This window comes from Chryseobacterium scophthalmum, from assembly GCF_900143185.1.
In the GTDB taxonomy this organism is placed as follows: domain Bacteria; phylum Bacteroidota; class Bacteroidia; order Flavobacteriales; family Weeksellaceae; genus Chryseobacterium; species Chryseobacterium scophthalmum.
In genome coordinates this window covers 581,210-600,112 of record NZ_FSRQ01000001.1, presented here as the reverse complement: position 1 = coordinate 600,112, position 18,903 = coordinate 581,210, and the positions used below count along the sequence as shown (strand labels likewise).

At 32.9% G+C, this 18,903-nt stretch carries 22 protein-coding genes; 8 read left to right on the top strand and 14 right to left on the bottom strand.

All coding sequences use genetic code 11. From position 1 onward, the window contains the following. Positions 1-104: 104 nt before the first annotated feature. The 5 genes from BUR17_RS02665 to pepE form a co-directional block, all read right to left on the bottom strand. Positions 105-677: a murein L,D-transpeptidase catalytic domain-containing protein gene (locus tag BUR17_RS02665; protein ID WP_074228547.1), complete on the bottom strand. Its 573-nt coding sequence runs from the start codon at positions 675-677 to the stop codon at positions 105-107. 9 nt (positions 678-686) lie between these two features. After that, positions 687-1,355, bottom strand: a complete 669-nt coding sequence (locus BUR17_RS02660) for an ABC transporter ATP-binding protein (protein WP_074228546.1) — start codon at positions 1,353-1,355, stop codon at positions 687-689. 101 nt (positions 1,356-1,456) lie between these two features. Further along, the gene (locus tag BUR17_RS02655; RefSeq protein WP_228418587.1) at positions 1,457-2,611 is read right to left on the bottom strand and encodes a sensor histidine kinase; all 1,155 of its coding nucleotides are present in this window, start codon (positions 2,609-2,611) and stop codon (positions 1,457-1,459) included. A 6-nt stretch (positions 2,612-2,617) separates the two neighbouring features. Further along, complete coding sequence (gene dacB, locus BUR17_RS02650) at positions 2,618-3,991, bottom strand: D-alanyl-D-alanine carboxypeptidase/D-alanyl-D-alanine endopeptidase (RefSeq protein WP_074228542.1); 1,374 nt, start codon at positions 3,989-3,991, stop codon at positions 2,618-2,620. A 98-nt stretch (positions 3,992-4,089) separates the two neighbouring features. Beyond that, positions 4,090-4,782, bottom strand: a complete 693-nt coding sequence (gene pepE / locus BUR17_RS02645) for a dipeptidase PepE (RefSeq protein ID WP_074228540.1) — start codon at positions 4,780-4,782, stop codon at positions 4,090-4,092. A 187-nt stretch (positions 4,783-4,969) separates the two neighbouring features. Here pepE and BUR17_RS02640 point away from each other — a divergent pair, with 187 nt between their 5' ends. Continuing rightward, entirely contained in the window at positions 4,970-5,527 is a 558-nt protein-coding gene (locus BUR17_RS02640) for a tetratricopeptide repeat protein (RefSeq protein WP_074230197.1), read from the top strand. 35 nt (positions 5,528-5,562) lie between these two features. Here the strand turns inward: BUR17_RS02640 and BUR17_RS02635 are convergent, their stop codons facing one another. Continuing rightward, positions 5,563-6,048: a YdeI/OmpD-associated family protein gene (locus BUR17_RS02635; protein WP_074228538.1), complete on the bottom strand. Its 486-nt coding sequence runs from the start codon at positions 6,046-6,048 to the stop codon at positions 5,563-5,565. 192 nt (positions 6,049-6,240) lie between these two features. On the opposite strand from BUR17_RS02635, the gene fsa reads away from it, so the two are divergent. Next, positions 6,241-6,894: a fructose-6-phosphate aldolase gene (gene fsa, locus BUR17_RS02630; RefSeq protein ID WP_074228536.1), complete on the top strand. Its 654-nt coding sequence runs from the start codon at positions 6,241-6,243 to the stop codon at positions 6,892-6,894. 117 nt (positions 6,895-7,011) lie between these two features. On the opposite strand, the gene BUR17_RS02625 is transcribed toward fsa, so the two are convergent. Beyond that, positions 7,012-7,440, bottom strand: a complete 429-nt coding sequence (locus tag BUR17_RS02625; protein WP_074228534.1) for a DoxX family protein — start codon at positions 7,438-7,440, stop codon at positions 7,012-7,014. A gap of 69 nt (positions 7,441-7,509) precedes the next feature. Continuing rightward, positions 7,510-8,385: a GTPase Era gene (era, locus tag BUR17_RS02620; RefSeq protein ID WP_074228532.1), complete on the bottom strand. Its 876-nt coding sequence runs from the start codon at positions 8,383-8,385 to the stop codon at positions 7,510-7,512. 262 nt (positions 8,386-8,647) lie between these two features. Here era and BUR17_RS02615 point away from each other — a divergent pair, with 262 nt between their 5' ends. Continuing rightward, on the top strand, positions 8,648-9,211 hold the full coding sequence (locus tag BUR17_RS02615; protein ID WP_074228530.1) for a Crp/Fnr family transcriptional regulator: 564 nt from the start codon (positions 8,648-8,650) through the stop codon (positions 9,209-9,211). Positions 9,212-9,413: 202 nt separating this feature from the next. Continuing rightward, the gene (locus BUR17_RS02610; protein WP_066675715.1) at positions 9,414-9,740 is read left to right on the top strand and encodes a DMT family transporter; all 327 of its coding nucleotides are present in this window, start codon (positions 9,414-9,416) and stop codon (positions 9,738-9,740) included. 62 nt (positions 9,741-9,802) lie between these two features. Here the strand turns inward: BUR17_RS02610 and BUR17_RS02605 are convergent, their stop codons facing one another. From BUR17_RS02605 to gpmI, 5 genes are all read right to left on the bottom strand, one after another. After that, positions 9,803-10,570, bottom strand: a complete 768-nt coding sequence (locus tag BUR17_RS02605; protein WP_074228528.1) for a class I SAM-dependent methyltransferase — start codon at positions 10,568-10,570, stop codon at positions 9,803-9,805. Next, on the bottom strand, positions 10,570-11,379 hold the full coding sequence (map, locus tag BUR17_RS02600; RefSeq protein WP_074228526.1) for a type I methionyl aminopeptidase: 810 nt from the start codon (positions 11,377-11,379) through the stop codon (positions 10,570-10,572). Before map ends, BUR17_RS02605 begins: the two co-directional genes overlap by 1 nt. A 155-nt stretch (positions 11,380-11,534) precedes the next feature. Further along, entirely contained in the window at positions 11,535-11,966 is a 432-nt protein-coding gene (locus tag BUR17_RS02595; protein ID WP_074228524.1) for a BT0820 family HAD-type phosphatase, read from the bottom strand. A 94-nt stretch (positions 11,967-12,060) separates the two neighbouring features. After that, positions 12,061-13,041, bottom strand: a complete 981-nt coding sequence (locus BUR17_RS02590; protein ID WP_074228522.1) for an acyl-ACP desaturase — start codon at positions 13,039-13,041, stop codon at positions 12,061-12,063. 152 nt (positions 13,042-13,193) lie between these two features. Beyond that, positions 13,194-14,735: a 2,3-bisphosphoglycerate-independent phosphoglycerate mutase gene (gene gpmI / locus BUR17_RS02585; RefSeq protein WP_074228520.1), complete on the bottom strand. Its 1,542-nt coding sequence runs from the start codon at positions 14,733-14,735 to the stop codon at positions 13,194-13,196. Between the two features lie 351 nt (positions 14,736-15,086). Here gpmI and BUR17_RS02580 point away from each other — a divergent pair, with 351 nt between their 5' ends. Next, positions 15,087-15,410, top strand: coding sequence for a translation initiation factor (locus BUR17_RS02580; RefSeq protein ID WP_066679018.1), 324 nt, complete (start codon positions 15,087-15,089; stop codon positions 15,408-15,410). Between the two features lie 306 nt (positions 15,411-15,716). After that, positions 15,717-16,571 carry a nucleoside phosphorylase gene (locus BUR17_RS02575; protein ID WP_074228518.1) on the top strand — a complete coding sequence of 285 codons (855 nt, stop codon included), beginning with the start codon at positions 15,717-15,719 and terminating at the stop codon, positions 16,569-16,571. Between the two features lie 39 nt (positions 16,572-16,610). Here the strand turns inward: BUR17_RS02575 and BUR17_RS02570 are convergent, their stop codons facing one another. After that, positions 16,611-17,432, bottom strand: a complete 822-nt coding sequence (locus tag BUR17_RS02570; RefSeq protein WP_074228516.1) for a hypothetical protein — start codon at positions 17,430-17,432, stop codon at positions 16,611-16,613. A gap of 166 nt (positions 17,433-17,598) precedes the next feature. Between BUR17_RS02570 and BUR17_RS02565 the strand changes: the two genes are divergently transcribed. Together BUR17_RS02565 and BUR17_RS02560 are read left to right on the top strand one after the other, a co-directional pair. Beyond that, the gene (locus BUR17_RS02565; protein WP_074228513.1) at positions 17,599-17,898 is read left to right on the top strand and encodes a hypothetical protein; all 300 of its coding nucleotides are present in this window, start codon (positions 17,599-17,601) and stop codon (positions 17,896-17,898) included. A 123-nt stretch (positions 17,899-18,021) separates the two neighbouring features. Next, entirely contained in the window at positions 18,022-18,831 is an 810-nt protein-coding gene (locus BUR17_RS02560; protein ID WP_066679025.1) for an enoyl-ACP reductase FabI, read from the top strand. The last annotated feature ends 72 nt before the right edge of the window (positions 18,832-18,903 follow it).

Below are 18,903 nucleotides of genomic sequence, written 5' to 3'. Positions count from 1 at the left end.
TAGGTTATGGGGTTTAGTTGTTAGTTATTGAAAACATTTATTAATACATTTTTATTATATCGAATATCAACCCAACAACCATCAACTAAAAACCATCAACCAAATTAATAAAAAGCATACAAAACAATGCTCTTTTTTGATTGGTCTATATGTTTTGAGGTTTCTTTAAAGGCTTTTGTTGAAAGCATCGGGCAACCCAAACTTAAACAGGCTAAATTTTGAGATTCCTGATCCGGAACGCATCCAAAAGAATGTAATACAATTGCACGTTGCATCGCGTTGCTGTTGGTGGAATCTAAACCTTTTAAACGATATGCTTTTCCGAATTGACCGGAATAACTCTCTTTAATTTCATATTTTCCTAGTGAAGATTGATAAGAACCTTCAACATTAGAAAATTTAAGTTGATTTGAATTTTTAATTACAGATCCTGAACCGTGAGAAACAACTGCTTTCTGTATTATTTTGTCGTTCTTCAAATCATAAACAAAATAACGGTACTTCCCTGAATGGATTTTAAAATTAATAAAAACAGCCAGGTTTTGATTGTAATCTTTATTTTTAATATAATTTTTAAGCTCTAAAATCTTTTCTTTAGGCAAAATATCTATATTTTCCTGAGCTTTTGAAGAGTTACAGGAAATTAAAAATAAGAATGCAAATAATAAAGATTTCATATTTTAAAATTACTCAATAATCAATCCGTCTTTCATTACCAGTTTACGGTCTGTAATTTCAGCCAGTTGCGGATTGTGGGTTACAATTACAAAAGTTTGGTTGTATTTATCTCTCAAATCAAAAAATAACCGGTGAAGATCATCTGCGTTTTTTGAGTCTAAATTTCCTGTCGGTTCATCTGCATAAATAATCTTTGGAGAATTGATCAATGCTCTCGCAACGGCAACTCTTTGCGCTTCACCACCCGATAATTGATTGGGTTTATGATGAATTCTTTCAACTATTTTTAGATCCTCAAACAGTTGATACGCTTTATCTAAAGCCTCTTTTTCGTTGGTTCCTGCAATTTTGGTAGGCAACAGAACATTTTCTAAAGCTGTAAACTCAGGAAGTAATTGGTGAAACTGAAAAACAAAACCAATATTCTGGTTTCTGAATTTTGAAATCTGCTTATCGGTCATATTGATAAACGATTCATCATTCAGCATGATTTCAGTATTGTATTTTGTAGGATTTGAAGGGGTATCTAAAGTTCCCAAAATCTGTAACAATGTAGATTTTCCGGCACCAGATTCTCCAACAATAGAGACAACTTCTCCAGTTTTGATGTGAATATCAACTCCTTTCAATACTTCCAGACTTCCATAAGATTTATGGATATTACTCGCTTTAATCATGCTTCAAAAATAGTGATTTTTTCTTTTGTTTTGAAGTTTTGGCTGTTGCTTTTAAGATGAAAATTTGACTTGTAAAATATCCATTTTGTAATGATAATGATTTATGCTTTTCTGATCACAATTCTAAAAGTGGTTCCTTTTCCTACTTCAGTTTGAGAAATCCTAATATCACCATTATGATATTCCTGCACTACCCTTTTGGCTAAACTTAAACCTAATCCCCAACCGCGTTTTTTCGTGGAATATCCAGGTTTGAAGGCATTTTGTGCCTGATATTTTGTCATTCCGCTTCCGTTGTCTTTTACTTCAACCAAAATATTTTTGTTGCGTTCGAAAACCGACATCTGCAAAGTTCCTTCACCTTTCATAGCATCAACTGCATTTTTTACTAGATTTTCAATCACCCAGCTCATCAGAATTTTATTGTGCGGAACCAAAATATTGTATGTTGGAAGCAGAAGTGTAAAATCTATCTTTCTTGAAATTCTTGTTTTCAGATAATCATAATTCTCTTTAATGGTTTCATTAAAATTGGTGTCATTTAATTCAGGAACTGAACCAATTTTTGAAAATCTTTCGGAGATTGTTCTCAGTCTTTCAATGTCTTTCTCTATTTCGATAACGCCGTCTGAATCTGGGTTTTCAAGCTTCATAATTTCCATCCATCCCATCATAGATGATAATGGAGTTCCGATTTGATGGGCGGTTTCTTTTGCTAATCCGGCCCAAAGATAACCTTCGTCGGTTTTTTTAACAGTTCTCAAAAACCAGAAGGAAAACAAGAAATAACACAGTACAAAAAATCCTAGTAAAAATGGAGAGTACTGTAGATTATTAAGCATTATGGAGTTGTCATAATAAACAAATTGGTCATTTCCACCCTGAACTTTTATTTCAATTGCAGGATATTTTTTCTCCATTTTTTTTGCTAAAGCAACAATATCATCCGGATTAGTTCCAAATTCTTTTGGTAGATGTTTATATTCTATGACCTGATCATTTTTATCCAAAATAATCACAGGAATCGTAGTATTTGAGCTATAAATGGCAAGAAGTAATTCCTGAACTTCTAAACTGGGAGTCATGTCCTGCTGAAATTTTATAGCTTTCACCAAAATATCAACTCTCTTTACTTCTTCTTTCTTTAAATAATTAATAACCAAAGTAGAAGAAATCACAATAGCGATAACCACCAAAGTCATCAAAGAAAAAATAAACCAGTTGTTGAATCTGGAAAATATGGATCTTTTTTTCAATTCTATTTATTTTAAAATATTCAAAATCTTCTGCAGTTCTGTACTTCCACTTCCCTGATAATTGTTAATAATAATTGAATATACATACTTTTTTCCATCTTTTGAAGTATGATAACCTGCGAATGATTTTGTGTCGCGCATTGTTCCGCTTTTCATTTTCATACCGTTGTCCTGATTGGGAAATCCATCGTAATAAGAATCAAACCAAGCTTGTTTTTTTGCATACAATAATGCCTGAACTTCAGCTTTTGCAGAGACATAATTTTGTGGTGAAAGTCCGCTCCCGTCAGCAAAATTGATCATATTTGAATTGATTCCTTTCGCTTTCCAGAATTCTTTTAAATAAGCAATTCCGCTTTTAAAACCTGGATTTCCTTTTTTCTCTTTGCCTAAAGTTTTAATTAAATTTTCACCATATAAATTCACCGATTTTCTCAGAAACCAATACACAATTTTATCTAAAGTTGGCGATTCGTAAGTAAGAATAATATTGTTTTTTGGAGTTTCTAACGTGTTATTACCTTCTATTTCTAATTGAGAATTGGTCAACACTTTTCCTGAAAAATCAATTCCTGATTCCTTCAGCCATTTCTGAATTTCCATACCCAATTGTAATGGAGGATTCGGAACAGAACCTGAAACTGTCGTTACTTTTCCTGCAGGTAAACTTCCGTTAATTAAAGCGACGTTAGAATGTGGTGCTGTGAAAATTAAACTTTGATCTGAATTTCCTGAAGCTTTTAAATCATTCAACCATTTTACATTTTCTAAAGGATAAGAAAAACTTTTAAAATCATTTCCATTGATGTTGATGTCAAATTGGTTTTCACGCCAATTTACACCCCAAACTCCGGCTCCGTAATAATTCCCCAAATCGTCCCACGGCCAACCTCCTGGAATGGTTTGATGGTCAAAATAAGAATCATCAATCACCAAGTCGCCAGAAATTTTTGTGATTCCTGATTTTTTAACTGCTTCAATTAGTTTTTGTTTGAAATTTTCGGGTTTGTAACCTTCGTATCTCCAGCTTCCCAAAGTAGGATCGCCGTTTGAAGTAATAAAAAGATTTCCATTTAAATTTCCGTTAGAAATCGTTCCTGAATAGGATGATGTTGTTTTATACGTATAATTTTTACCTAAAGTTTCCAAAGCTGCAGCTGCTGTGAAAATTTTCTGAGTTGAAGCTGTAGATAATCCTCTATTTCCCTGAAATTCATACACAAGATTTCCGCTTTCATCGGCAACATAAAAAGATAAATTAGATGAAATTGCCAAAGAAGAATTCATTAGATTTTTTGTGGCATCATCTAATTTCTGCGAAATATTTTGAGCAAAAATAATTTGTGTGGAAAGTGTAAGAAATACAAAAGTTTTTTTCATTTGATATTTATTAAAAAGCTTTACAGAATGCTTTAACTCCGATCAGCATGACAACGATAATAACATTAAATTATTTGAGTAGTATTCAAAAATAAGAATTAAAGTTCGCTTCCTGCTTCAATTTCGTAAGGCTCTATTCCTTTTTCAAAAATTCTTGTCAATTCATTTCCTTCAACGGTAATTTTATTGCCAATTCTTCTGATCCAGTTTCCTTCGCGAAGTCCTACAACTTTAGTGTCGTTTTGCGTTAAAAACTCTTTAATTCTTGTTTCTCTTGTTTCTCCGTTATGTTTCAAATCTGGATTTGGATCTAAATAATGCGGATTAAGATTGAAAGGAACCAATCCCATACATTCAAAACTTGGAGGATAAACAATCGGCATATCATTCGTAGTTTTCATGTTCTGTCCGCCAATATTACTTCCTGCGCTGCAGCCTAAATATGCTTTTCCGGTTTCGATATTTTGTTTTAAAACAGACATCAGATTTTCTTCGTGCAAAGTTTTAACCAATAAGAAAGTGTTTCCACCACCTGTAAAATATCCTTTTGCTGAATGTAAAGCTTCGATTTTATTATCAAATTCGTGTAAACCTTTTACTTTAATATTGATGGTTTCAAAAAAAGACTGTGCTTTTGCAGTGTAATCGTCATGTGAAATTCCACCGGGTCTTGCAAATGGAATGAAAATGATTTCATCAATTCCTTTATATAAATTAATAAGTTCTTCTTTTAAATATTCAAGATATTCTCCGCCAAAAAGTGTAGAGGTTGAGGCTAATAATACATTCATGAGATGAAAAATAATAAGTTTGTAATGAAACAAAGATAAACTCAAACAAGCTAAGAATCAAAAAATACGCTAAAAAAAGTCTGATAACTGTTAATACCTTCAAAAAAAACTTAAGAGTTCTAAAACTTTTCTTTTAATGGAATTATTCTTGAACTTCACTATTTACAATTTTAAAAATGTAAGAAATATGAAAACGATTAAAATTAATACTAAGCAATTATTTGTAGGTTTAATGATGATAGGAAGTACAGGTGCTCTTGTTGCCCAAACTTCACCAAAAACAGACAGTGTAAAAGTTACTGCTTCTACAACTCAAGTACAAACAAATCCCGTGATTGAGGGATTGAAAAAACAAGTCGAAGCCAATCCTAAAGATGCAGAATCTCTTGCTAAATTAGCTACTGCTTATCAGGATGCTACAGATTGGCAAAACGCAATTGCTACATGGAAAAAAATCTCTGTGTTGTTACCAGACTGGGCTCCATCTTATTACAGTCAGGCCTATTCTTATCAATCGGCTAAAGATGATGTAAATGCTAAACTTTCTTATGAAAAATATATTGCTACCGTAAAACCGGAAGAGATTGAGGCGAGTAAGAAAAATCTTGCTTATGCTTATTATTACATTGCATTTAGCGAACAAAAAGACAATCCAAATAAAGCTAAAGAGCATATTGCAAAATCAATACAGTATGATCCTACTAATCAGGAAGCTGTAAAATTGAGTCAGGCCCTTAATTCATAAAGATAAAAACCGAAGAATTTATATTTTTCGGTTTTTTATTTGATTGTCTTTCCGAAAAAGTCTGTTTCGCCAGTTAAATATCGAATGATTTTCTCAATATTTTTTTGGATGCTTGCTTCGGTCTTTAAATTATTAATGTAACGAATTAACTCCGTTTTTCTTGAAGGAATGAGGTTTTCAAAGTTTTGTAAAGCAACAGGATTTTCTCTAATTGCTTTTTCTAAATCAGGATGAATTGAAATCGTTCGGTCAGAATGATCAAATTCCACAAAAATCTCCAGCATTTCACCAATTCTTTTCGGAGAATCTTTTAGCATGGTTAAATTGATGTACAATCGCCATTCTCCTAAATATTTCATTAAATTTTGTTTGAATTCTTTACCGTTTACAGTTCCTTTCACAGGAATCGGGCTTTTATTCTTTCCTGAAGTTTCAAATATTTCATTTAAAACTTTATCAGGAAGAAAAACAAAAGGATTAATTCCTATGATTTCGAGCTTTGTGGTGAATTGGGTTTTCATTGAAGTTAAAATTAATAATTTTCTGATATTTAAAATGACTAATCTGAAACCACCCCGTCAAAAATTCTTTCGAATTTTCGCCACCCCTCCAAAGGAGGGGAATTTTAGAATCTAAATCTTGTAAGTAGACAAATTAATTTCGCACTCAAAATGGAATGTTTATCTTTGCGGAAATAAATCTATTTAAACAAAATGAAATTTTTTATTGACACTGCTAATTTAGAGCAAATTAAAGAAGCGAAAGACCTTGGAATTTTGGATGGTGTAACAACCAACCCATCATTGATGGCTAAAGAAGGAATTCAGGGAGCTGAAGCAATCAAAAATCATTACAAAGCGATTTGCGAGATTGTAGATGGAGATATTTCTGCAGAAGTACTTTCTACAACGTACGAAGAAATGATCAAAGAAGGTGACGAATTGGCTGCAATTCACCCAAATATTGTGGTAAAAATCCCAATGATTAAAGACGGTATCAAAGCTTTGAAATATTTTTCAGACAAAGGAATCAGAACCAATTGTACTTTGATTTTCTCTCCAGGACAGGCTCTTTTAGCGGCTAAAGCTGGTGCAACTTATGTTTCTCCGTTCTTGGGAAGATTAGATGATATTACAACAGACGGTTTAAATTTAATTCAGGAAATCAGATTGATTTTTGATAATTATATGTACGATACTGAGATTTTAGCAGCTTCTATCCGTCATTCAATGCATATCATTGACTGTGCAAAAATTGGTGCAGACGTTATCACTTCACCACTTCCTCCAATCTTGAGTTTATTGAAACATCCTTTAACAGACAGCGGTTTGGCTCAGTTTGTTGCAGATTCTCAAAAATTGGCGTAAGAATTTGAAATCTGAAGTTTGAGATTTGATATTCGTTTATTGAATAAAATATTTCAAATTCACATAAAAAATCCCGGAACAAAATGTTTCGGGATTTTATTTTATATCAAATTGGCTTTACCAGTCATTGGCTCTTCTTCGTTTTTCGATCATTCCATCAATTGAAAATCTTCCGGCTCCAAATGTAATAATGATTAGGTAAATTGAAAGATACAATAAGCTTAATTCTCGTTTATCAAAACCATCGGCGCCATGAACTACAAAGGCAGCAAAACCCATTGTAAAGATTAAAAATCCTGCTGCAACTCTTGTAAACAGACCTAAAATAAGAAAAATAGAACACACAAATTCAGCAAAGACCGTTAATCCTAAAGAGATTTGCGGACCTAAACCTAAAAAGTCGTAGAACTGAATTTCACCACCGTCAATTAATGTTTGAAGTTTGGGAAAACCGTGCGAAATCATCGCAAAGCCTATAAATAGTCTTACAAGAAATAGTATAATATCAAAAATTACAGGATTTGCCTTTGTGTTTGAATAGCTCATTGATTGAAAATTTAAACTAAAGATAACAAAAATATCCGTTAATACAACGATGAATAGAGACGTTTTAGTCTATCTATATCCAAAATTTTTCAAATCTCTGTCATTTTTTCGCCAGTCTTTTTTCACTTTTACAAAAAGGTTTAAGTGAATTTTTTTAGAGAAAAACTTTTCCAGATCAATTCTTGCTTCGGTTCCTACTTTTTTGATGGCTTCACCTTTATGCCCAATGATGATCCCTTTTTGGGTATCTCTTTCTACATAAATAATAGAATCGATGAAGATAATTCCTTCTTTTTCTTTAAACATTTCGGTTACCACTTCCACAGAATACGGAATTTCTTTTTCATAATTCAAAAGAATTTTCTCTCTGATGGCTTCGTTTACAAAGAAACGTTCTGGTTTGTCGGTGTACATGTCTTTATCATAATACGCCGGGCTTTCTGGTAACATCGATTTTAATTTCGGTAAAATAATTTCGGTGTTAAAAGCATTTAAAGCTGAAATAGGAAGAATTTCTGCCTTAGGAATTCTCTCATGCCATTCTGAAACCAGTTTCTCAAGACCTTCCTGATTAGTTTGGTCAACTTTATTCAATAATAATAAAACCGGTACCGGAATTTTATTCAGTTTATCAATTAAAAATTCTGATGGTTCAGCTTTATCGGTAACATCTACAATAAAAAGAAAAACGTCTGCATCCTGTAAAGAATCTTTTACAAAATCCATCATTTTTTCCTGCAAACCATATTTTGGATCTAAAACTCCGGGAGTATCAGAAAATACAATCTGTAAGTCTTCTTCATTATAAATTCCAAAAATTCTATGTCGTGTTGTCTGAGCCTTTTGCGTTACAATTGCCAACTTCTCTCCCATCAACTGATTCAGAAGGGTAGATTTTCCGGCATTCGGCTTTCCAACGATATTTACAAATCCTGCTTTGTGCATATAAAAGTATTAATTTCGTTTTGTTACGATTTGCAAAGTTAGTAAAACAAAACTGGTCTTTCGGCCAATATTGAAAATTAGATGCCTAAAAAAGATTATTTTTGAACTAAATTTAATGAATGCAGTCTGCAGAGTTTTTGTTAAACTAAATACTTTTAAGACTGTAAAGACGTTTGACTTCGTTATATTTTCATTTTTAATTCAACTATTTAATGATTATAAAATTGGAAACCTTCGTTGTTAATTCCAAACAATTATTCTAATGAATATTAAAGAGATTATAGATACTATTTACTCACTTCCTCAAACTTCAAAAGAAAGTTTGGTACAACATATTTCCGAAGTTAATTATCCTAAAGGACTTTGCCTGATGGAAGCCAATAAAGTGATTCCTTATATTTATTTTTTAAAGAAAGGAATTGTTCGCGCTTATGCTTCTACAGAAAATAATGATATTACTTTTTGGTTTGGAACAGAAGGCGAACCTGTAGTTTCTATGAAAAGTTATGTGGATGAAAAACCAGGCTATGAAAATATAGAACTTTTGGAAGACTGTGAATTTTACAGACTTGAAACTGAAAAGTTAAAAAATCTTTATCATGAAGACATTCATATTGCAAATTGGGGACGGAAGTTTGCAGAACGGGAACTCGTAAAAACGGAAGAACTGATTATTTCTCGGCAATATAAAACGGCACTGGAAAGGTATAAAGACTTGCTGAAAGAAAAGCCTTATCTCTTGCAGCGGGTTCAGTTGGGTCATATTGCTTCTTATTTAGGAATTACACAGGTTAGTTTGAGTAGAATTCGTGCGGAAATTAAATGATTAAAATTGAATTTCTAGTTTTGTTTCGCTCCTACGGAGCTCATATTTTTTTGTAAATTTTCTACAAAGGTTTTGCTCCTACAGAGCAAACCATCCTTATTCCCACCTCAGATAAATATTAGAAATAAATTTCATTTTTTAACATTTGTAAAATTTTGTTTCACTTTAAAGCCTCAATTTTGCGGTATAAAATTAAATAGTAATGAACTGGATTATTTTAATTATCGCAGGAATTTTTGAGGTTGCTTTTGCATCATGCCTCGGAAAAGTAAAAGAAACCACCGGAAACGAGATGTATTGGTGGTTTGGAGGATTTTTGGTTTGTCTCACCATCAGTATGCTTTTGCTCATCAAAGCCACAGAAACTTTACCTATCGGAACTGCTTATGCAGTCTGGACCGGAATTGGTGCGGTGGGAACGGCTTTGGTAGGAATTTTAGTGTTTAAAGACCCTGCAAGTTTCTGGAGAATATTTTTCATTTCAACATTAATTGGTTCTGTAATTGGATTGAAAGCTGTTTCTCATTAAGATTTAAACATAGTTATAGTTAATTACATAAAAAAACGGCTTCAGAATCTGAAGCCGTTTTTTTATTTCTTTAAAACGATTGGTAAAATTTCGTTGAGTCTTAAACCATATTTTTTTATTTCTGCATCAGAAAATTGTTGTGAATAAAAATTAGCTTCCACTTCAAAACCGGCATCTTTAAGTCGGTCAAAATAATCCATTCCGTACCAACGAACATGATCGTACTGTCCGAAATGTTTTTGTCTTTCTTTTGGATCTGTTATAGTGAAATCTTCATAGGTTTTTTCCAAAGAATTTTTCATCGGAACCTGAAGAATTCCCCAACCTCCGGGTTTCATTACTCGATACAATTCGCTCATTGCTTTTGCATCATCCTGAATATGTTCTAAAACATGATTACAAAAGATAATATCAAAACTTTCATTTTCAAAAGGTAAATCTAAAATATCAGCTTTCACATCTACAATCGGCGAATATAAATCGGCTGAAATATAGTTGAGATTACTCATTCTTTTAAATTTCCTCAAAAATTCCTGTTCGGGAGCAATATGCAGAACTTTATAATTTTTAATGAAAAAATCAGTTTCATTCTGAAGATACAGATACATTTGACGATGCCTTTCGAGACTTAAAGTTCCCGGAGACAACGCATTTTCTCTTTGTTTTCCGTATCCGTAAGGTAAAAACTTTCGGTAAGATCTTCCATCGATAGGATCGTAAAATTTATCCCCTTTAAAAAACTGATAGATCAACGGACGCGCCCAAATACTCATCTTGATAAGCATCGGACGAGGGATTTTATTTAATAAAAACTTAGTCAGCTTTTTCATTAAAAATCCAATTGAAATGGCTTTTCTTCATCACTTACAATACCCAAAGCATCATAAATATATTTGAAAGTTGATAATAAAACAGGTTTACCGTTGATCACACAAACATCATGCTCGAAGTGTGCGGAAGGTTGATTATCTAGTGTTGTAACCGTCCATCCATCATTATGGAATTTCACTTTTTCAGTACCTAAATTAATCATAGGCTCGATAGCAATTGCCAAACCGTCTTTAATTACTTTTCCGCTTCCCTGTTTTCCGTAATTCGGAACTTGAGGGTCTTCATGCATTTTCTTTCCTAAACCGTGACCAACAAGCTCTTTCACAACTCCATATCCTTCATTTTCGCAGTGTTTCTGGATTGCGTGAGAAATATCACCGATTCTTTTTCCTCTGATGCATTGCTCAATTCCTTTGTAAAGAGATTCTTTAGCAACTTTCAGTAATTTTTTGGTTTCAGGTTTTACTTCACCAATTTCAAAAGTATAGGCGTGATCTCCAACATAACCGTTAAGAATCGCACCGCAATCTACAGAAAGTACATCGCCTTCTTTTATCTCTTCTTTATTTGGAAAACCGTGAACTACTTGTTCGTTTGGTGAAATACACAAAGAATTCGGAAAACCTCCGTATCCTAAAAATGCAGGTTCAGCACCGTGATCTTTAATAAAATCGTGTGCTAATTTATCTAAATATAAAGTAGTAATTCCTGGTTTGATTTCTTTTGCCAACATTCCTAATGTTCTGGAAACCAATTGGGCACTTTCTTTCATAAGACGAAGCTCGTCTATTGTTTTTAATTGAATCATTTTTTAATATAGATGTTAGATATTAGATGTTAGATATTAGATTTTCAACTTCATGAATAGATCTTTTAATACTAAACATCTTTACTTTCTTGATAAAATTATTAAAAGTGATATTAAAACTAATTTCTAACATCTAACTTCTAATTTCTCAAATCTTACCAGAATAATCCTTTTTTCTTTTCTTTTTTTAGTTTTGAATAAGCTAAAACCTCTTTCCCTTCTACACGGAACTCAATTCTTTCGTTGATGATATTGTAAATTTCGCCCCAACCCGGAAAACCACCTAAGTTTCTGTCATCGATAAACCAATCTGCATCCAATTTTCTAGACTGAGTTTCAGCATCAAAAACTTCTCCTTCAAAACTTGAGTTAACTGCATAAAACTCAATACCGTTCTGTCTGCAAAACTCTACAGCTTCATCCAAAGTCTTACCATGTCGGTACGTCCAAAGTATCAGTCTAAAACCTTGAGCCTGAAGTTTTTTAAGTGTTTCGAAAGCGAAAATCTTAGTTTTTCCAATTGCAGGATATGCGTCATCTACGATAGTTCCGTCAAAATCAACAGCAATTTTTTTATTATTTAACATTTTGTTGCGTTTTTAGCTGGGCAAAGATACTAAATAAATAAAAAGTGCCGAAAAACTCCGACACTTCAATTTATAATTTATTGTTAAAATCTAATTATTTTTTAACCCAGTTGAATTCAAACTGCAAATCTGGAGTAGAAATTCTATCTGTAATTTTCTGTAATCTTGATGGAAGCTTCATCAAATATTCCTGAGCTTTTTCTGCCTTTTCTGTAAGACCTGTAATATGCTCAATTTTCCACTCATCAAGAAGATCTTTCATGATATTGATATAATCCTGACCTGTGTAAACCATGCATCTTTGTGCTGCATCTGAGAAATGCCCCCAAAGTTCACCCGCTTTCTGACCAGACTGTCTCATCATGTGAGCCGGCATAACGATTTTTTTACGCATCATGTCCTCAAATGCTAAAATCATTTCCGAAGGATCTAATTCTAAAATTTTTGCTACGAAATGCTTGTAAGCTTTTGCGTGTCTTGCTTCGTCTGCTGCAATTACACCACACATTTTTGCTAATTTTCCGTTACCTGTTTGTTTTGCCAAAGTACCTACTCTTCTATGCGAAACGTTGGTTGCTGTTTCCTGAAAACTTGTGTAGATAAAGTTTCTGTAAGGATCCATACTTGTTCCGATGTCAAAACCATCACTAATCAGATATTGGGTAGTAATTTCCATCTGTCTCATGTTTACTCTGCCACATAAATACAGATATTTTCCAAGTAAATCACCGTGTCTGTTTTCTTCGGCAGTCCAAGATCTAATCCAGCTTGCCCAAGTTGGTCCGCTTTTTTCCTGATCAATTCCGTCAACGCTCATTAGCCAAGATTCGTAAGAAGGTAATGCTTCTTCAGTAATACAATCCCCAATCAATGTTACAAAAAGATCATAAGGCATTTCTTGAGCGAAAGTTTGAATTTCTTCTAAGTCATGTTTAAAATCAGAACTAGAAGGATCTGGTAAATAATCTGAAGGCTGCCAAATTTTCTCAATTGGAGTCAAAAACTTATCGAGAAAAGAACCAACTTCCTTTTCCAAAATACCCATTACTTCTTTTCTTACGAGAGCATTATACATCAAATAATATATTTATAATTTACAAAGATAAGGTTTATTTGTTATTTGTGACATAATATAATATGTAAGTCATACTATTTCTGACATAAATCATAAAAAAAATACCGCTATCACTATGATAACGGTATTTTTTTGATAATATTATTTCACTTTTAGCTCACTAAAATATCTCCTGTCATAATTGCAGGAATTTCTACACCCATTACCGATAAAATTGTTGGTGCCATATCTCCCAATTTTCCTGGTTTCAATTCCCAGTTTTTATCTTTATCCATTACAATTAGAGGAACCAAATTGGTTGAATGCTGCGTGTTTGGAGAACCATCTGAATTAATCATAACATCAGAGTTACCATGATCTGCCAAAATAAAAACTGCATAACCATGTTCGTAAGCCATTGTTGCTACTTTTTCGATGCATTTATCTACCGTTTCGGCTGCTTTTACTGCTGCTTCAAAAACTCCGGTGTGACCTACCATATCGGTGTTTGCAAAGTTTAAACATACAAAATCAGCAGTTTCATTTTCCAATTCAGGTAAAATTGCATTAGTGATATCATAAGCTGACATTTCAGGCTTTAAATCGTAAGTTGGAACATCTTTCGGGCTTGGACAAAGCAATCTTTTTTCACCATGAAATTCTTCTTCACGACCTCCTGAAAAGAAAAACGTAACGTGAGGATATTTTTCAGTTTCAGCAATTCTGATCTGGGTTTTTCCGTTTCTTTCTAAAACTTCACCCATTGTATCTTTTAAAACTTCTTCGTCAAAAACTACGTTTACGTTTTGATAGGTTTTATCGTAATTGGTTAACGTAACATAATGAAGATTCAGCTTTCGCATGAAATATTCAGGCATATCGTGCTGACAAAGAACTTCCGTAATCTCACGACCTCTGTCTGTACGGAAATTAAAGCAAATCACTACGTCATTATCAACAATTTTTCCTACAGGAACAACGTTTCCAATCTGAGTTTCTTTCACCAAAATAATTGGCTTTATAAATTCATCGGTAACATTTTCGTCATAAGATGCTTTGATTGCTGCAAGTGCATTGGTTGTCTGCAAACCAACTCCTTCAACCATTGCGTCGTAAGCTAATTTTACACGTTCCCATCTTCTGTCACGATCCATTGCGTAATATCTTCCGATAACAGAAGCTACTTTTCCGGTTGTATGGCTCATATGTTCCTGCAATTCTTCAATAAATCCTAAACCTGAATGCGGATCACAATCTCTACCGTCTGTAAAAGCATGAATATAAACATTTTCATTTAAACCAAAATCTTTTGCCGCAGACAAAAGTCCTTTTAAATGATTAATATGTGAATGTACTCCACCGTTGGAAACCAAACCGATAAAGTGTACATTTTTATTTTCTCTTTTGGCATAAGCAAAAGCTTCCTGAATTACTTTTTCCTGTCCTAAAGTTCCGTTTTCGACAGCCATATTTAGTTTTACCAAATTCTGGTACACTACTCTACCAGCTCCCAAATTCATGTGTCCTACTTCAGAATTCCCCATTTGTCCGGCCGGAAGACCAACTGCCAAACCGCTCGCTTCTAAAGTTGTATGTGGAAATTTTTGATAACAGCTATCTATGAATGGTGTATTTGCTTGAGCTAATGCAGAAACTTCAGGATTTGTTCCCAAACCCCATCCGTCAAGTATTGCCAATATTGCTTTTTTAGACATTTTAATTTGATTTTTAAACAAACAAATTTATTGATTTTAAAGTGAATTGAAGAATTTTCAAGGTTTAAATTTTGCTTAAAAGTTTAAAGAAAACTATTACAAATAGTGAATCTAACTTAGAATTCTTATTGATTATTTGTTATTTATTATAATACTTAATTTTAACGCAAAGGTCGCTAAGATTTTTTTTAACAACTAATTGTTTTTAAGTTCGCAAAGGAGTTCTACTCAGCGAAGAATTCTAAGAATTTTCATTTATAATAGATTAGAGAAAATCAGTTTTTTTTAAATGATATTTATGATTGAAATTAAATTATCCCGAATTATAAATATTATTTTTAATTTTGTTTTATGGATTTAAGAGACCAACTAAAAAACCTTTTTCCTGAACATGAAGAGCAGGATTTTCAAATGCCCGAAGAAGAATTTAAGCAGAAAGAACCTCTGGTTTGTAAATTTGAAAAGAAAGGTAGAAACGGAAAACCTGTAACCATTGTAGAAGGTTGGGAAGGCAGTGAAGACGATTTGAAAAAGATTTCAAAAAAAATAAAAACCACTTTGGGAATCGGTGGTTCTGAAAAAGACGGAACAATTATTATTCAGGGAGATAACCGTGATAAAATTATGGCTATTCTAAAAGATATGGGTTATAAAACTAAAAGAGTCGGTGGATAGATTAAATTAGGTTTTAGGTTGCAGTTGATAGGTGATAGTTTACAGTATGAATTCAAGTTTTAAAACTGAAAAGCAGGCATAAATATTTTCAGGAAATTATTTTTAATAATGTATAAATAAAAAAAATTGCCATCGACAAAGAACATGACGACAGCAAAAGAGAAAGTGTAATTATTAAAACACAAATCTAAGATTTCAATATTACCGGAACTTTAATCTTAAATTAAATAAAGATTATCTTTTGACTGATCTGCTTTTTTTAAAACAAAATTCTTATCTTCACCTCCCTTTTTTAATAAAATAATTATGCTAAATAAACTTGCAGCTTCAGAATTGGTTCTGAACGAAGACGGAAGTGTATATCACCTTAACCTTTTGCCGGAAGATATTGCCAACAAAATAATTTTGGTAGGCGATCCGGACAGAGTTCCAAAAGTTTCAAAATACTTTGATAAGGTAGAAATCAAAAAAAATAAAAGAGAATTCTATACCCACACAGGAACTTTGCGTGGTGAAAGAATTTCTGTAATGTCAACCGGAATCGGTACCGAAAATATCGATATCGTAATGAATGAGCTTGATGCTTTGGTGAACATCGATTTAAAGGAAAAAGAATTTAAATCTGAACACCAATCATTAGAACTATTCAGAATGGGAACTTGCGGAAGTGTAAATCCTGATGTGCAGGTTGACAACATGCTGGTTACTCAAAACGTGGTTGGACTTGACGGTTTGATGCATTTTTATCAGGATTACCAGTTTGAAAATGAGTTTTCAAAAAATTTCTTTGAAAAATTCCCATACGAAAAAATTAAGCCAATGCTTTATTTCTCTGAATGGTCTGAAGAATTGGGCGAATTGTATAAAGATGCCAAATACCACGGAAATACAGCTACTTTCCCAGGGTTTTATGCTCCACAAGGAAGACAGCTTCGTTTAAAAGCTTTGGATGACAAGTTTCTTGAAACTTTAAATGACTTAGGAATTACCAATTTTGAAATGGAAACATCTGCAATTTATGCTTTTTCAAAATTGTTGGGCCACAAAGCGATTACCGTAAATAATGTGATTGCCAACAGAAGACGTGGTGAGTTTTCATCTGATCATCATGCTTCTGAAAAGAATTTGATAGAATGGGTTCTCGATAGAATCATTAAATAATAAAAAAAGTGCTGAAAAATTTTTCAGCACTTTTTATTTTTAGTGAGGACAGCTTTTTTCATATTCTTTTACAATACCACTGTAAAAATCTAAATAATAACGTAACATATTATCTCCCAGAATATTCTGGAAATTTCCCTTTTTACCGCTACTTTTGGCTTCTTCAAAAGAATCTGTACGAACTTTTTTATATTCTTCTCTGAATTTTTTTCTAAATTCTTTGTCTTCTAATTTCTTCTCCAAAAAAGAAAGATATTGATTGAAATTTTCGCAATTTTTACCTACAACACGAAAAGCTCCAATCATTTTTTCTTCGGCAGAACCAAAATTAAAAAGATTGATACGATCATAATCCACCGGCATTATTGCAAAATCATCTTTACTATTCCTAATATAAAACATTGAATAAACATAAGTACAAGCCGCCTTTAAATTTCCTTGGCACATAAACATATTAGAACCAAATATCTGTATTTTTCCATCATACAATAAAGGCTGAAAAGATCGCTTTCTTTTATCTACCAATTCTCCATTGCTGTTAATTGCCTTTAGATCAAGACGTTCAACACCATTAACGAAATTACCATTTTCATCATAAATCTTCATCGCTTTCACTTCTTTTGCGCCTATCTTTTCAGTTTTAGCTTCAGAAGAAGTTTTGTATTCAAAACTATAAATGTCATCTTTGTCAAAAAAACTTGGATAAGAACCATTTGGATAGGTATAAGCAACAAAAAGCGCAGACATTTTGCTGCCATTTTCTAAGGTAAATTCTGCTTTAGGATAAGTATTTTCTTTTTTCTGTGAAAAAGTAGTGATTGATGTTATTACAGAGATAGCAATAAGTAATTTTTTAGTCATATAAGTTTATTAGTTTTTATTTTACTCTAAAGGAAAAAAGTTACAATTTAAAGATAATATCTTTTTTCAGATATTAAATTAAATATTATGAAAATTTTAACACCTATTTTGTTTTTTAGGAATACTTATTGCCTATTCTTAAACATAACACTTAAATATTAACATTATGGAAAACCAGGATTATAACAAAGCTGAAAAAGCAGTAGACAACACTGAAAACTCTTTGAGAAATGCAGCAACAGATGCAAAATGGAAAATCAGTGATTTGGCAGACAAAGCCAGAGATTATATCAACGAAAAAAGAAATAATGACGAAGAGGCAAATCAGGAAGGTTGGCTAGACAGGGTAAAAGCTAATGCAGCAGATACGTGGGAAGATATTAAAGACGGAGCCAATGATGCTTGGGAAAAAACCAAAGATGCAGCAGAAGATGTGAAGGCGGAATGGAACAAAAAAACGAACTAAGTTTATTAGTCTTTTATATATTATCAAAGAAAAACGGAGTCTTTTTAGGAAGGCTTCGTTTTTTATTATGTTCTAAACACAAATTATTGCTACATTTGTGGGATTAATAAACATTAAAGAATTATGTCATACGGTTTACTTAAAGGCAAGAAGGGAATTATTTTTGGAGCCCTTAATGAACAATCTATCGCATGGAAAGTTGCTGAAAGATGCCACGAAGAAGGCGCAGAATTTATCCTGTCAAACGCTCCGATTGCTCTTAGAATGGGAGAATTGAACGGTTTAGCAGAAAAAACAGGTTCTGAGGTAATCGGTGCAGATGCAACTTCTATCGAAGATCTTGAAAAACTTTTTGATGCTGCTGTTGCAAAATTTGGTAAAATCGACTTCATCCTTCACTCGATTGGTATGTCTATCAATGTGAGAAAAGGAAAGCATTATACAGAAATGAACTACGATTGGTTGGAAAAAGGTTGGGATATTTCAGCAGTTTCTTTCCACAAAGTAATGAGAGTGGCTTACGAAAAAGACTGTATGAACGAATGGGGAAGTATTTTGGCACTAACTTATATTGCTGCTCAAAGAACGTTCCCGGATTACAACGATATGTCTGACAACAAAGCGTATCTGGAAAGTATCGCAAGAACTTTCGGAAACTATTGGGGTGAAAGAAAAGTACGTGTAAACACGGTTTCTCAGTCTCCTACTCCAACTACTGCAGGAAGCGGTGTGAAAGGTTTCGGAGGTTTCTTAGGATATGCTGAAGATATGTCGCCACTAGGAAATGCTACGGCTCTTGAATGCGCAGATTATTGCGTAACTCTTTTCTCTGATTTAACGAAGAAAGTAACGATGCAGAATCTTTTCCATGACGGAGGATTTAGCAGCTCTGGAGTTACTCAGAAAGTAATCAGCAAATATGATGTTGAATAAGTGAAATTTTCACTATAAATAATTAAATCCGAAACAAATGTTTCGGATTTTTTTTGATTCTACCATAAGAAC